The sequence below is a fragment of the Rhizobium sp. rho-13.1 genome (genome assembly GCF_007000305.1).
GTDB classification, from domain to species: domain Bacteria; phylum Pseudomonadota; class Alphaproteobacteria; order Rhizobiales; family Rhizobiaceae; genus Rhizobium; species Rhizobium rhododendri.
In genome coordinates this window covers 1,089,046-1,102,195 of record NZ_SCFL01000001.1, presented here as the reverse complement: position 1 = coordinate 1,102,195, position 13,150 = coordinate 1,089,046, and the positions used below count along the sequence as shown (strand labels likewise).

Below are 13,150 nucleotides of genomic sequence, written 5' to 3'. Positions count from 1 at the left end.
TTACTCTTTGATTGACAGCCAGCGGGTACGGTGGATGTCCTGGATATTGTCTTCATATCCAGCGATCTTCGGCGACACCACGCTCTGCGACACATAGTAGTAGATCGGGATCGCAGCGCTGTCGTCGAGCGCGATCTGCTCGGCCTGCTTGAACAGGGCAGCACGCTTGTCGAGATCGGTCTCCGCATTCCCCTGCTTGAGCAGCGCATCGTATTCCGCATTGCTCCAGCGGCCGTAGTTCATGTCGACGCCCGTCGACAGGAGGTTGAGGAAGTTGATCGGGTCATTGTAGTCGGCGAGCCAGCCGGCGCGGCCGATTTCGACCTTGCCGTGCTGCATCTCGTCGTAATGCACCTTGGTCTCGGTGTTGTAGAGCTCGATTTCGACGCCGAGCGGCTTCCACATGGAGGCGATCGCGGCAGCGATGCGCTTGTGGTTGTCGTTGGTGTTATAGCGGAGCTGGGCGTGCAGCGGATGGTCCGGGCCGAAGCCTGCTTCCTTCAGCAGCTTCTTGGCTTCCTCGACCTTCTGGGCGTAGGGCTCGTCCTTCCACTTGATCTGGGCCGGCTCACCGTAATGGGCGGTGCCCGGCGGCACCCAGGAATACATCGGCAGTTCGCCGGTGCCGAGAACCTTCGGGCCGATGACTTCGCGGTTGACGGCCATCGACAGGGCCTGGCGGACGCGCTTGTCGTTGAACGGAGGCTTGGTGGCGTTGACGACGTAATAGTAGGTGCCGAGGAACGGCACAACGTGCGCCTGGCCGGGCATGTTGGTCTTCAGCCACTGGTACTGGTCTGCAGGGAAGGACGTCAGGATGTCGAATTCGCCGGCGCGGTAACGCTTGAGAGCGGCCGACTGGTCTTCCATGACGAAGAACTTCACGCCATCGATCTTGACGTTCTTGGCATCCCAGTACTGATCGTTCTTGACCGTCGTGACATAGGAGCCCGGGACCCATTCCGTCGGCTTGTATGGGCCGTTGGTGACGATGTTGCCGATCTTGACCCAGTCGGCGCCCTTGGCGTCGATGACGTGCTTGGGGAGAGGATAGGCGGTGTAGTGCGTCAGCGCATTGAGGAAATAGGGGGTTGCGTTGTCGAGGGTGATCTCGAGGGTCTTCGGGTCGATGGCCTTGACGCCGAGCTGGCTGAAATCGGTGATCTCACCCTTGTTGATCTTCTCGGCGTTCTTGATGGTGAACTGCAGGTAGGCGTATTCGGCAGCGTTCTTGGGATCGACGAGGCGCTGGAAGGCGAAGACGAAGTCCTCTGCCGTTACCGGCTGGCCATCGGACCACTTGATGCCGTCGCGCAGCTTAAACGTATAAACCTTGCCATCCGGAGAAATCGTCCAGCTTTCGGCCTGGCCCGGGATGGCGTTGTCCTTGGCGTCTTCGGTGGTGAGGCCCTCGAAGATGTCGCCGGCAATGCGGTTCTCGTAGTCGCTGGACATCTTTTGCGGATCGAGCGACTGGGGATCGCCACCGTTCTGGACGTTGAGCGTGGCGGCATGCGCCGACAGGGACAATAGCGATCCGACGAGCGCGGACGCGTAAAATACCTTGGTCAGATATGTCATGGAAGCCGATCTTTCTATGTTCGCCTTGTTAGCAAGGTCGTTCTTGTTCCCGCAGGTGAACTGGTCACGCAAGCAAGAGCGCAACGTATCGCAGCCTACCGACGATTCAACCCCTAAAACCGCGATATGGAAAACGACATGCATTTGTCTGTGGACGGCGTTTCTGTTGCTTTAACGAACCGTTCTGGGATGGGAATTCACCAGCGCGATTGTTTCGATTTGTAATTTTGCGGCCGCAGGCTAGTGTGCGGACACACCTGGATATTGAAGCGAAGGCGCATTGTTACATGAATTCAACGAGCGGAACGGCGGCGAAGGACTGGTGGCGTGGTGCGGTAATCTATCAGGTCTATCCGCGATCCTTCCAGGATACCAACAGCGACGGACTTGGCGACATCAAGGGCATCACGCTGCGTTTGCCCTACATCGCCTCGCTCGGGGTAGACGCGATCTGGCTGGCGCCGTTCTTCACCTCGCCGATGGCAGACATGGGGTACGATGTCTCCGACTATTGCGATGTCGACCCGATTTTCGGGACATTGGCCGATTTCGACGAGATGATGACCGCCGCCCATGCACTCGGGATCAAGGTGATTATCGACCAGGTGATCTCTCATACATCGGACGTCCATCCCTGGTTCGTCGAAAGCCGCACGAGCCGCGACAATCCGAAAGCCGACTGGTACGTCTGGGCCAACCCCAAGCCAGACGGCACGGCGCCGAACAACTGGCTGTCGATTTTCGGCGGCCCCGGCTGGGAGTGGGATGGTATCCGCCGCCAGTACTACCAGCACAATTTTCTGACCTCGCAGCCGGATCTCAATTTCCACAACCCGCGTGTCCAGGATGCGGTGCTTGCCGCCGTCAAATTCTGGCTCGACCGCGGTGTCGACGGATTTCGTCTGGATACGGTGAACTACTACTTCTGCGACAAGCAACTGCGCGACAATCCGCCGGCCTTGCCGAGCGACGATGCCGCCGGTCTGGATGCTCCCGATACCAATCCCTACGGCATGCAGAGCCACCTTTATGACAAGACGCAGCCGGAAAATATCGGCTTCCTGAAGCGGCTGCGAGCGCTGCTCGACACCTATGAGAACCGCGCGACCGTCGGCGAGGTCGGCGATGGCGCCCGCTCGTTGCAGACGCTGGCTGCCTATACGTCCGGCGGCGACAAGCTGCACATGTGCTACACGTTCGACCTGCTCGGGCCGGAATTCACGCCGGCGCATTTCCGTCGCTGCGTCAGCGCCTTCCAGGAGAGCGTTACCGACGGCTGGGTCTGCTGGGCGTTCTCCAACCACGACGTCGTTCGCCATGCCAGCCGTTTTGCCGAGACGGAGGCCGAGCGGGCTCGTGTCGCAAAACTTGCGATCTCGCTGCTCGCGACTTTGCGGGGCTCGATCTGCCTCTATCAGGGTGAGGAGCTCGGACTACCCGAAGCCGACCTTGCCTTTGAGGACCTGCGAGATCCCTACGGCATCCGCTTCTGGCCGGCCTTCAAGGGGCGCGACGGATGCCGGACGCCCATGCCCTGGGAAGCGGCCCGCGTTCATGCGGGCTTCTCGACAGCGGAGAAGTCGTGGCTGCCGGTGCCATACCAGCATGCGACACTGGCGGTCGACCGGCAGGAGGAGGATGGCTCTTCCGTGCTCGCCCACTATCGCCAGACGCTGGCATTCCGACGACAGCACCCGATGCTGTTCGACGGCGACCTGACTTTCCTCGCCACAAACGAGGATGTGCTCGCCTTCACGCGGGAAAAGAATGGCGAAACGCTGGTCTTCGTTTTCAATCTCGGACGGACGATGATCGAACTTTCGCTGCCACAGGGGCTGACGGTCAAGGCTGCCATGCCGATGCCCGGCTTCAACCCGAAATCGACACCGACGACAGTGACGCTGGAGGCGATGGATGTGTTTTGCGGGCTGGTGTGAAAAAAGTCAGCGCAGCAGCTTGTCGTAGTCTGTGTGGGATCCAATCCAGAACCAGATGATGGTCTGGCCGTCTTGCGCTGCAAGAGCCCTCCACGACAAGCCCACTCGGGCGGACCAAAGGTTGCCGACCTTCTTGAAATGAAGAGAAGGATGCATCGGGCTTGTCTTCAATAATTCGAAATTTTGGTCAGCCACCTTCTGCACACGTTCTGGCAGAGCCTCGTATGCCTGCCAGAATTCAGCAGTGGCGACGTGCCTCAAAGCGGCCTGGTCTTCCCTGACCGAAATGCGGAAAGGGCGCCAGCTGCCAGCCGATCGAGCTTTCCGTCTTTCTCGTCTGCCTCAATGCGACCGTCCCACCGCCTGGCTTGCAAGGCCTCGAACCAGTTACTGAAGGCCTCGAATTCCGTGGGATCGAGTTCCTCGACGGTCCGCTCTATATGCTCAAGCTTTTTCATTTGTGCTCCAGCGGCCTCGCCAGTCCGATGCTGGCGTAGGTTAGATATCCAGCATCCTGGTGACGATGAACATGGACGGAAGATACCACCAAACAAGCATGGCTTGAAGGCCCTGCAGGCCCGTTTACCCGATCAGCCTGAATGCATCGACATCCACCAGTCCCCTGTCCGAAATCTTCAGGTGGGGGATGACGGGGAGGGGCAGGAAGGCCAGTTGCAGGAAGGGCTCCTGCAGTGTCGAGCCCACCGCAAAAGCAGCGTTGCGCAGGTGATGCAAGGTGTCGCGGACGCGCTCGTAGGGTTCCAGGCTCATCAGGCCGGCGATCGGCAGCGCGATCTCGCCGGTGATCCTGCCGTCCTCGACGACGACGAAGCCGCCCTTGATCTCGCTCAGGCGCTGCACGGCCTGTGCCATGTCGTCCTCGCTGACGCCGACGACGCAGATGTTGTGGCTGTCATGGCCGACAGTCGAGGCGATGGCGCCCTTCTTCAGCCCAAAACCCTGGACGAAGGCGTTGGCGTGATTGCCGTTCTTGCCGTGCCGCTCAATGACGGCGACCTTGATGATATCGCGGGCAAGGTCGACGGTCGTCTGGTTGCCGACCGAGGGCAGGCGGAAGCGGCGATGCTCGGTGATGATCTTGCCGGGTAGCACGCCGATGACGGAGGTTTCGCCATCGGTGAAGGGGACACCGAAATCGGCAGCATTGACCGTGCGCGCCTTGACGCTGTCGAGGCCGACGGGAGCGATGCTTTTGCGGGTGGCAAACAGCGCATCGGTCACCAGCCTGCCGCCGGCAAAGACCATGCCTGCCTTGCAGCTTTCGAGGCTGTCGACCACCACCAGATCGGCGCGCCAGCCGGGCGCCACCAGTCCGCGATCGCGCAGACCGAAGGCCCGGGCCGCCGAGATCGAGGCGGCGCGATAGATCGCCAGTGGCTCGACGCCGGCGGCGATGGCCGTACGGATCATGTAGTCGAGATGGCCCTGCTCAGCGATGTCGAGAGGATTGCGGTCGTCGGTGCAGAGGGCGATGAAGGGCGAAAGGCGCTCGGTGATAATAGGCATCAGCGCGTGCAGGTCCTTGGATACGGAGCCTTCTCGCACCAGGATATGCATGCCCTTGCGGATTTTCTCCATGGCCTCTTCTGCGGATGTCGCCTCGTGTTCCGTGCGGATGCCGGCTGCGATGTAGCCGTTCAGGTCGTTGCCTCTGAGGAGAGGGGCATGGCCATCGATATGATCGCCCTGGAAGGCTTCCAGCTTGGCCATGCAGATCGGATCCTTGTGGATCACGCCCGGGAAATTCATGAACTCGGCGAGGCCAATGACCTTTTCATGGTCGCGGAACGGCAATAGCCGCTCGATCGGCAGATCGGCGCCCGAAGTTTCCAGATGGGTGGCGGGCACGCAGGACGACAATTGGACGCGGATGTCCATGATCGTCTCGAGCGCCGAATCGAGGAAGAACTGGATGCCTTCGGTGCCAAGCACGTTGGCAATTTCGTGCGGATCGCAGATGACTGTCGTCACGCCGTAGGGCAGCACGCAACGGTCGAACTCGTGCGGTGTCACTAGCGAGGATTCGATGTGCAGGTGCGTATCGATGAAGCCGGGCACGACGATGCGGCCGGTGATGTCGATCTCCTCGACGCCGATGTAGTCGCCGCAGGTGCCGACGATGCGGTCGCCGCAGATGGCGATGTCGGAGGCGACGAGCTCGCCCGTCACCAGATCGAAGAACCTCCCGCCCTTGAGGACGATGTCTGCAGGCTTTCTGCCGACACCCTGGTCGATGAAGTCTTCGAGAGGTTTGGTCATGGCGATGCGCTTTCAATCAGTATGGACGTTCGTCGCGAGTCTAGCCTGTAATCAGCCAGCCGGGGAGTGAAATATTGTCAGCGCCGGGCGGCACCTGACGTGCATCCCCGCGACCGCTCCTGTTTCAAGGTCTGTTAAATTAGATGTTCGATATCAAGCTTGTTAAGCTTTCTATTGTATACGTCGGCCTTTAGAAGGTTTGATGATTGCAGAAGGATGCCAGGCCGATGATTGAAGATGGCTTGGATTCGCCGAATTTGATGGCCGGCTCAGCCGATGCGCTGTCGTGCTCCGGATGCTGAAGCGTATCGCTCTCGATCAGGTGCGGGCCGGAATGTTCATCGAGGACATGGAGGGTAGTTGGGCCAGCAATCCCCTGCAGAAGCGGCGGTTCGTTCTCGATGCCGTCGCTGCGAGACAGCTCCGGTCAAGCAAGGTCAGCGGCGTCGTGATCAATACCGCCAGGGGCGCCGACCTGTCATCGGCCCCAGCGTCAGACAACCGCCATGGCGGGGCTGGCGAGATCTGCCTGCAGCAAGCCGCTGCCGCAATGCAGACCGTGCGACAGTCGGTAACTCAACTCAAGGATCTGTTTTCGTCAGCTGCCAGCGACGGCCCGGTGAGCGTCGATCAGACCAAGGCGATTGCGAGAGCAATCTCTAAGTCGGTCGATGACAACCCCGCAGTCTTCATCAGTGTCACCCGCCTGAAGGACAAGGATGAGGCGACGTTTGTCCATTCGGTCGCGGTTAGCGCGCTGATGATCCATTTCGGCCGCTATCTCCGACTGGACGAGGCAACCGTCGAATTGCTCGGCGTCGCTGGATTGTTGCACGACATCGGCAAGATCAAGGTGCCCCGCTCGATCCTCTGCAAGCCCGGCGTGCTGGATGAAGCCGAGACGCGCGTAATGCGCGACCACCCAATGCTGGGTTACGATATTCTGACCCAGCAGGAAGACATCCAGCCAATGGTCACGGACATCTGCCGCCACCACCATGAGCGCGTCGACGGCAAGGGTTACCCGGACAAGCTCTCGGGCCGCAGCCTGACCTACTTTTCGCGGCTGGCCGCGATCTGCGACGTCTATGATGCCGTCACCTCGGTCAGGCCCTACCGGAAGCCCTGGTCTTCAGGAGAGGCGCTGAAGTGGATGCTCAAGCGAGACGGCCATTTCGACCGCCAACTGCTCAACAAATTCATCCTCTGCCTCGCTGTGTCCCAGCCGGTGCAGCCGTAGCGTCAGCCTCCAGACTCTTCTGGCATCGTTTTGCCGAGAAAGTCCAAGATGAGCTCCAGCACTTGCCTATGAATGGCTTCCCGATCCCGCCCGCCGGCATCTTGACAGACGATTCCGTCGCCCGGAGATTGTTGCTCGATCTTCCCAGCGGCGCCAGGTTTGCATAACTGCATAAAACTGAAGTGCAGGGCTCCGGGTATCGTCATGTAGGTCGTCGATATCTGCGGCAATTGGGCTGCCAGATACGCGGAGTCCTTGTTTGTGGCCGCGATCATCGCGGCCCTTGCGACGTCTGTGCCGATATCCTCCCCCGCTGCGAGCACCAAAATGGGGATTTGTACTGCAGCGAGGCTTTGCTGAGTAAAGCCCCGGGACGGCCCGAGGTCGAGGGAGACAACGGCCCTAAATTTCTGGTCCTTCATGCCTGTGCCGACCAAGTGCGAAGCGTTCGCAGGGTCTCGCAAGCCAAGGGATTCGAAGACTTTGCACGCGACGGTACCAAACTGCTCTGCGCAGTGGGTCATGAGGAGAGCGGGGTCGAACTGTCCGCCGGCGAGTTCGACAACCGTCCAGCCGCCAAGTGAGTGGCCAATACCAGCGATTCTGTGCGCGTCAATCTTGCCTCCCAAACTCGCATCTTCCAGCATCGCACTGGCAACTCGACTGAGGTCTTCGGGCCGTCTCCAGAGTTTTGCGGCCTCCTCGGGTCGGCGGTCAAATGTCGTCGTGCCGGGATGGTCGGGGGCAGCCACGACATAGCCGTTGGAGACAAGCGCCGCTGCAATCCAGGCGAGATTTCGCCAGCTTCCCCCGTAGCCGTGAGACAACACGACCAGCGGGTGAATTCCTGCTTTAATTGCCCCGTTCAATATAACGCGCTGGCCATAAAATGCGGGTGTTTCTCCGACAACCGTCGCCTGCTGTCCCGTGTCCGTCGGATACCATATTGCGATCTGCAGTGGTCGTTGGGGTTCATCACCCGCAAGCGTTGTCTGCCGAAAGCCCACATCGTCGGATGCATGGGCCGAGCAAGAAGCCACGAGTAAAAGAAGGAGGATGAAAATTCGGTTCAGCATTAAGCGCTCCCATTGTTTGGAAGCAAGTTCCTGCCAGTAAAGCCTGACAGCGGAGACCGATAACGCGATCGAGGTCGTTCGCTGGTAACGAAAAGGCGGGCCGAGATCTCGTCGCGACCCGCTTCTAGGCTACCTTCAGATATTGTTCTGCAGAACCTCCCGCAGGGTGCTGAAGATCTGGTCGATGTGGTGTTTTTCGATGATCAGCGGCGGGGAGAGGGCGATGATGTCACCGGTGGTGCGGATGAGCAGGCCTTTCTCGTAGGCTTTGAGGAAGGCGCTGAAGGCGCGCTTGGTCGGCTCGCCGGCGATCGGGGCAAGCTCGATGGCGCCGATCAGTCCGATGTTGCGGATGTCGATGACATGGGGGCAATCCCTCAGCGAGTGGATTGCCTCCTCCCAGTAGGACGCAAGTTCGGCGCCGCGTGTCAGAAGGCCCTCGTCCCTGTATGTGTCGAGCGTGCCGAGCGCTGCGGCACATGCCATCGGGTTGCCCGAATAGGTGTAGCCATGGAAGAATTCGATCATGTGCTCGGGGCCGTTCATGAACGCATCGTGGATCTCCGAGGTCACGAACACGGCGCCCATCGGGATGACGCCGTTGGTCAATCCCTTGGCCGTCACCATCATGTCAGGCATGACGTCGAAATAGTCTGCTGCAAAGGGGGTGCCGAGGCGACCGAAGCCGGTGATGACCTCGTCAAAGATCAACAGGATACCGTGCTTGGTGCAGATCTCACGCAGCTTTTTCAGGTAGCCCTTCGGTGGCAGGATCACGCCGGTCGAGCCGGACACCGGTTCGACGATGACGGCGGCGATGGTCGAGGCGTCGTGCAGGGTGACGATACGCTCCAGTTCGGAGGCGATGTCGCCGCCGAATTCCGGCTGTCCTTTGGTAAAGGCGTTCTTGTCCGGAAAATGGGTGTGCGGCATGTGGTCGACGCCGGTGAGCAATGTGCCGAACATCTTGCGGTTGGAGACGATGCCGCCGACCGAGATACCACCGAAATTGACGCCGTGGTAGCCGCGCTCTCGGCCGACCAGGCGGAAGCGCGAGCCGTTGCCCTTGACCCGGTGATAGGCCAGCGCGACCTTCAGGGCCGTCTCGACCGACTCCGAGCCGGAGTTGGTATAGAGGACATGGTTCATGCCTTCGGGTGCGAGGTCGACCAGCCGGTTGGCGAGTTCGAAGGCCTTGGGATGGCCAAGCTGGAAGGCCGGGGCATAGTCGAGCTCGCCTGCCTGCTGGCGGATCGCCTCGGTGATCTTCGGCCGACAATGGCCGGCATTGACGCACCAGAGACCGGCCGTGCCGTCCAGCACCTGGCGCCCGTCGTGGCTCGTGTAGTGCATGTCCTTGGCGCCGACGAAAAGCCGTGGCTCCGATTTGAACTGGCGGTTTGCCGTGAACGGCATCCAGAAAGCCCTGAGATCGTTGGGCGCTGCGTTCATACGGTCGGACATGCTGTTCTCCACGGCCGCTGGTCATCCGGATCGGCGACGCAGCTCATTATTTATCGTTCGGTCAAAATATCAGCCGGCCCGAGGTCGTCAAGCCGATGCCGGCATTTATAACGCCGCGATCTGGGATGATCGATCGGCCTGAACGAAAAAGACCGGCAAGGGGAACTTGCCGGTCCAGTCTGCAATCATACTCGGCGCAAAAACAGGCGCGGGCGCCTGTTGTCGAACCTGAAACAATTCACCGTCGAAAGCCAATCTCCGGCCGTCAGGCAGCAGATTTGCTTTTTTCGGCCTCGCTATAAATATCCTCCAGAGTCGACAGAACCTTCATGACGGGTTCGGAAGAACTGGAGTAGTAAATCGTTTGAGCATCACGTCTCGTCTTGACCAATTTCTGTGCCCGCAGCTTGGACAGGTGCTGCGACAGGGCGGATTGGCTAAGCCCTACCTGGGTTGCGAGAACGCCAACCGGCACCTCGCCCTTGACCAGGCTGCACAGGATCATGAGTCTTTTCGGATTGGCCATTGCGGACAGCAGGGCTGCCGCCACGGTGGAATGGTCGGACAAATTAATTGTTTTCATTTTTTCAAATCTTCCCAATGCGGATCGTACATCAGAAGCGGGTGAATATCTCATTGGCGAAATCAACTGACGCCGAAAGATACTAAATCGCGGCAAAGATTGTATATACCTAAATTTAAGGTACTCGGTTTGCTATTTTAGCGATAACGAATTCTAGATCCGCAAGATCTTGTACCGGCTCGCTAAACTCGTAGCGAAGCAGCTTATCCCCCCAAAAAAGGTCGAAACCAGCCAAATCCGCGCCATATATGTGGCACGCTTCGTGTTTTTCAAGCTTTAACGTGGCTGCAATATGGGTTGCAAGGTGTGGGTATGCACCCAGCAAATCTTGTACTCCCGCACGCCAAACGGCCGCCTCCGGCTCTGGCAGAACGCCACGAATCACCAGGTCGTCGCCACTCAGCCGATAGGCTTTTCCAAAGCCGCCGTTCAGGCTTGCGGCCTGCGGAACCAGACGGAAAAACTGGAAATCCGTAAAATCTATATAGAGCCTGGCGCGGGGATGACGGGCGAGAAACCGGTCGCGAAGCAGATGATGTTCGCGTGTGTCGCGTGCAACTTGTTCCCCCAGGCACTCGACGCTGAGGCGCGCATGGGCGAGGGGATCGCCCTTGCCGGGCTCTCCCGTCAGGAGCGATGCGCGCGGATCTGCCTGGAGCGCCTTGGTGTGGGCTGAAAGCGTGGAGACGAGGATTACCGGCACACCATCCCAAGCGGTGCCGACCAGCACGCGACTGATGGCTGGAAAACCGGTGTCGGGGGCGATGACGGCCATTGCCGCATAAGGCGCCGACCGCATCAGGATGCGGCCAAGCCTGCGCGCATCCTCATCCGTCTCGCGGAGCACGGAGCGTGGTTTTTCAGTCGCCAACTGTCTCCTCCGATACTCCGCTTCTGGCCGGGCCTACCCTCGGGTGCGCCTCTAGCGACGATGGCTGGTGAGGCCGGCAACCACGTCCTGCGCGGTGATGGTGCCGATGATCGCGCCGTTATCGACAATGCCGATGCTGCCGGGCTGGCGGGCGAGGGCATCGAGAATGTCGATCAGCGGCGTCGAGGCCTTTGCCGTTGCGGTCACGGTGCCCGGCGTGGCGGAGTGGCCGACGCCCGCCTGCATGACGTCCCCGGCCGTCAGCATGCTGATCGGGTTCATGTGCTGGACGAAGTCGGCGACATACTGGTCGGCCGGGTTCCTGACGATCTCCTGTGGCGTGCCGCACTGGATGATCCGGCCGCCTTCCATGATGGCGATGCGATTGCCGATGCGAAACGCCTCGTCGAGATCGTGGCTGACAAACAGGATGGTCTTCTTGAGCCGCCGCTGAAACTCCAGAAGCTCGTCCTGCAGCCGGGTGCGGATCAGGGGGTCGAGGGCCGAGAAGGGTTCGTCCATCAGCAGGATCGGCGCGCCGGTGGCAAAGGCGCGGGCAAGGCCGACACGCTGCTGCATGCCGCCGGAGAGTTCGTTGACGCGGCGGCCGGCCCATTGCGTCAGGTTGACCAGTTCCAGCTGCTCGGCCACGCGCTCCTTGCGCTCGATCTCCGGCACGCGGGCGAGTTCGAGGCCGAAACCAATGTTGTCCGCCACCGTCCGCCACGGTAGCAGCGCGAATTGCTGGAACACCATGGAGACCGTGTGCATGCGCAGGTCGCGCAATGCCTTGGCGCTGCACTTGTAGGGATCTATCGGTCCGTCCTTGCTCTCCACGGTGACACCGCCGCGCACAACGGGTGCAAGGCCGTTGACGGCGCGCAACAGCGTCGATTTGCCGGAGCCGGACAGCCCCATCAAGACGAGGATTTCGCCTTCCTCGATCTCGAGCGAGGCATTGGCGACGCCGAGGACGAGGCCCGTCTGGGCGCCGATCTCGTCGCGCGTCCTGCCCTGGTCCACCAGCGCCATGGCTGCCTGCGGGCGGTCGCCGAAGACGATGCTGACATTGTCGAACTTGACCACGGCCGTCATACGGTTTCCCCTTCGTCGAAGAATTTGAAGGTGCGGTCGAGGACGATCGCCAGAATGACGATGCTCATGCCGGAATCAAAGCCCATGGGCACGTTCATCTGACCGAGCGCGCGCTGGACGAGCGCGCCGAGACCGGCAGCGCCGACCATCGAGGCGATGACCACCATCGACAGCGAGAGCATGATCGTCTGGGTGACGCCAGCCATGATCTGAGGCAGGGCAAAGGGTAGCTCCACCTTGGTCAGCACCTGCAGCGGGGCCGCGCCAAATGCCTGTGCGGCCTCGATCAGTGCCGGCGGCGTCGAGATGATGCCCAATCGTGTCAGCCGGATCGGTGCGGGCACCGCGAAGATCACGGTGGCCACCAGGCCAGAGACGGCGCCGAGGCCGAAAAGGATAAGGGCTGGAATCAGATAGACGAAGGTGGGAATGGTCTGCATGAGGTCGAGAATCGGCCGCAATATGGTGTAGAACCAGGCTCGTCGCGCGGCCAGGATGCCGAGAGGGACGCCGATCACCATCGACACGAGCGTCGCCGCCAGCACCAGAGCGAGAGTTTCCATCGCCTCCGTCCAGTAGAGCTGGTTGTAGATCAGCAGCATCCCGAGGGCGGTGAAGATCACCACGCCGACATGGCGGCGGATCAGCCAGGAAATCAGGCAGAATACGGCGATCATGAAAAAGGGGTAATAGGCCTCGAAGGCGGTGCCCTCGGTAAAAGTGCCGAGCAGCACGTAAAGCAAACCGTCGATAGCGCCGCCGAGAATGGCGGAGACAGTGTCGAAGAAGCCGCTGAGGTTTCCCGTCAGCCAGTCGACGACGACCTGTGCGCCCTTGCCGATCTGGATCTTGTTGTTTTCGTCAAGTAGCCATGTATGGAGCCAATCCATCGCGTTCCCTCGCTGAGATCTGCAGCACCGGATAGATGCGCGTCACAGCCTTCACTCCGTGATGGCTGAAGCGGTGACACGCGTTGTTTCCGGCAAGAATAAGGACGGCGGGGCCGCCCTTTCTGCTGTCGGG

General features: G+C 60.3%; 11 protein-coding genes. 2 read left to right on the top strand and 9 right to left on the bottom strand.

Annotation, left to right across the window (positions count from 1 at the left end; genetic code table 11):
* Positions 1 to 1,581 carry a peptide ABC transporter substrate-binding protein gene (locus tag EQW76_RS05450; protein ID WP_142823397.1) on the bottom strand — a complete coding sequence of 527 codons (1,581 nt, stop codon included), beginning with the start codon at positions 1,579 to 1,581 and terminating at the stop codon, positions 1 to 3.
* A 287-nt stretch (positions 1,582 to 1,868) separates the two neighbouring features.
* Here EQW76_RS05450 and EQW76_RS05445 point away from each other — a divergent pair, with 287 nt between their 5' ends.
* Positions 1,869 to 3,518, top strand: a complete 1,650-nt coding sequence (locus tag EQW76_RS05445) for an alpha-glucosidase (RefSeq protein WP_142823396.1) — start codon at positions 1,869 to 1,871, stop codon at positions 3,516 to 3,518.
* Between the two features lie 257 nt (positions 3,519 to 3,775).
* Here the strand turns inward: EQW76_RS05445 and EQW76_RS05435 are convergent, their stop codons facing one another.
* Positions 3,776 to 3,976: a hypothetical protein gene (locus EQW76_RS05435; protein WP_142823394.1), complete on the bottom strand. Its 201-nt coding sequence runs from the start codon at positions 3,974 to 3,976 to the stop codon at positions 3,776 to 3,778.
* Between the two features lie 124 nt (positions 3,977 to 4,100).
* Positions 4,101 to 5,798, bottom strand: a complete 1,698-nt coding sequence (gene ade, locus EQW76_RS05430; RefSeq protein ID WP_142823393.1) for an adenine deaminase — start codon at positions 5,796 to 5,798, stop codon at positions 4,101 to 4,103.
* A gap of 295 nt (positions 5,799 to 6,093) precedes the next feature.
* Between ade and EQW76_RS05425 the strand changes: the two genes are divergently transcribed.
* Positions 6,094 to 7,038: an HD-GYP domain-containing protein gene (locus EQW76_RS05425; protein ID WP_142823392.1), complete on the top strand. Its 945-nt coding sequence runs from the start codon at positions 6,094 to 6,096 to the stop codon at positions 7,036 to 7,038.
* A 2-nt stretch (positions 7,039 to 7,040) separates the two neighbouring features.
* On the opposite strand, the gene EQW76_RS05420 is transcribed toward EQW76_RS05425, so the two are convergent.
* From EQW76_RS05420 to choW, 6 genes are all read right to left on the bottom strand, one after another.
* Positions 7,041 to 8,114, bottom strand: a complete 1,074-nt coding sequence (locus tag EQW76_RS05420; protein ID WP_142823391.1) for an alpha/beta fold hydrolase — start codon at positions 8,112 to 8,114, stop codon at positions 7,041 to 7,043.
* 135 nt (positions 8,115 to 8,249) lie between these two features.
* Positions 8,250 to 9,578: an aspartate aminotransferase family protein gene (locus tag EQW76_RS05415; RefSeq protein WP_142823390.1), complete on the bottom strand. Its 1,329-nt coding sequence runs from the start codon at positions 9,576 to 9,578 to the stop codon at positions 8,250 to 8,252.
* Positions 9,579 to 9,843: 265 nt separating this feature from the next.
* A complete protein-coding gene (locus tag EQW76_RS05410; RefSeq protein WP_142823389.1) occupies positions 9,844 to 10,161 on the bottom strand; it encodes a metalloregulator ArsR/SmtB family transcription factor in 318 nt (105 codons plus the stop codon).
* Between the two features lie 115 nt (positions 10,162 to 10,276).
* The gene (locus tag EQW76_RS05405; RefSeq protein WP_224127765.1) at positions 10,277 to 11,032 is read right to left on the bottom strand and encodes a pyridoxamine 5'-phosphate oxidase family protein; all 756 of its coding nucleotides are present in this window, start codon (positions 11,030 to 11,032) and stop codon (positions 10,277 to 10,279) included.
* A 51-nt stretch (positions 11,033 to 11,083) separates the two neighbouring features.
* Positions 11,084 to 12,127 (bottom strand): choline ABC transporter ATP-binding protein, encoded by a 1,044-nt coding sequence (gene choV / locus EQW76_RS05400; protein WP_142823388.1) that lies wholly within the window; start codon positions 12,125 to 12,127, stop codon positions 11,084 to 11,086.
* A complete protein-coding gene (choW, locus tag EQW76_RS05395; protein ID WP_142823387.1) occupies positions 12,124 to 13,017 on the bottom strand; it encodes a choline ABC transporter permease subunit in 894 nt (297 codons plus the stop codon). The genes choV and choW overlap by 4 nt, the downstream gene beginning before the upstream one ends.
* Positions 13,018 to 13,150: the final 133 nt, after the last annotated feature.

Bases quoted from the DNA above. Each gene is read 5' to 3' on its own strand.
- EQW76_RS05450 (WP_142823397.1), bottom strand. From the start codon at position 1,581: ATGACATATCTGACCAAGGTATTTTACGCGTCCGCGCTCGTCGGATCG.
- EQW76_RS05445 (WP_142823396.1), top strand. From the start codon at position 1,869: ATGAATTCAACGAGCGGAACGGCGGCGAAGGACTGGTGGCGTGGTGCG.
- EQW76_RS05435 (WP_142823394.1), bottom strand. From the start codon at position 3,976: ATGAAAAAGCTTGAGCATATAGAGCGGACCGTCGAGGAACTCGATCCC.
- ade (WP_142823393.1), bottom strand. From the start codon at position 5,798: ATGACCAAACCTCTCGAAGACTTCATCGACCAGGGTGTCGGCAGAAAG.
- EQW76_RS05425 (WP_142823392.1), top strand. From the start codon at position 6,094: ATGCTGAAGCGTATCGCTCTCGATCAGGTGCGGGCCGGAATGTTCATC.
- EQW76_RS05420 (WP_142823391.1), bottom strand. From the start codon at position 8,114: ATGCTGAACCGAATTTTCATCCTCCTTCTTTTACTCGTGGCTTCTTGC.
- EQW76_RS05415 (WP_142823390.1), bottom strand. From the start codon at position 9,578: ATGTCCGACCGTATGAACGCAGCGCCCAACGATCTCAGGGCTTTCTGG.
- EQW76_RS05410 (WP_142823389.1), bottom strand. From the start codon at position 10,161: ATGAAAACAATTAATTTGTCCGACCATTCCACCGTGGCGGCAGCCCTG.
- choV (WP_142823388.1), bottom strand. From the start codon at position 12,127: ATGACGGCCGTGGTCAAGTTCGACAATGTCAGCATCGTCTTCGGCGAC.
- choW (WP_142823387.1), bottom strand. From the start codon at position 13,017: ATGGATTGGCTCCATACATGGCTACTTGACGAAAACAACAAGATCCAG.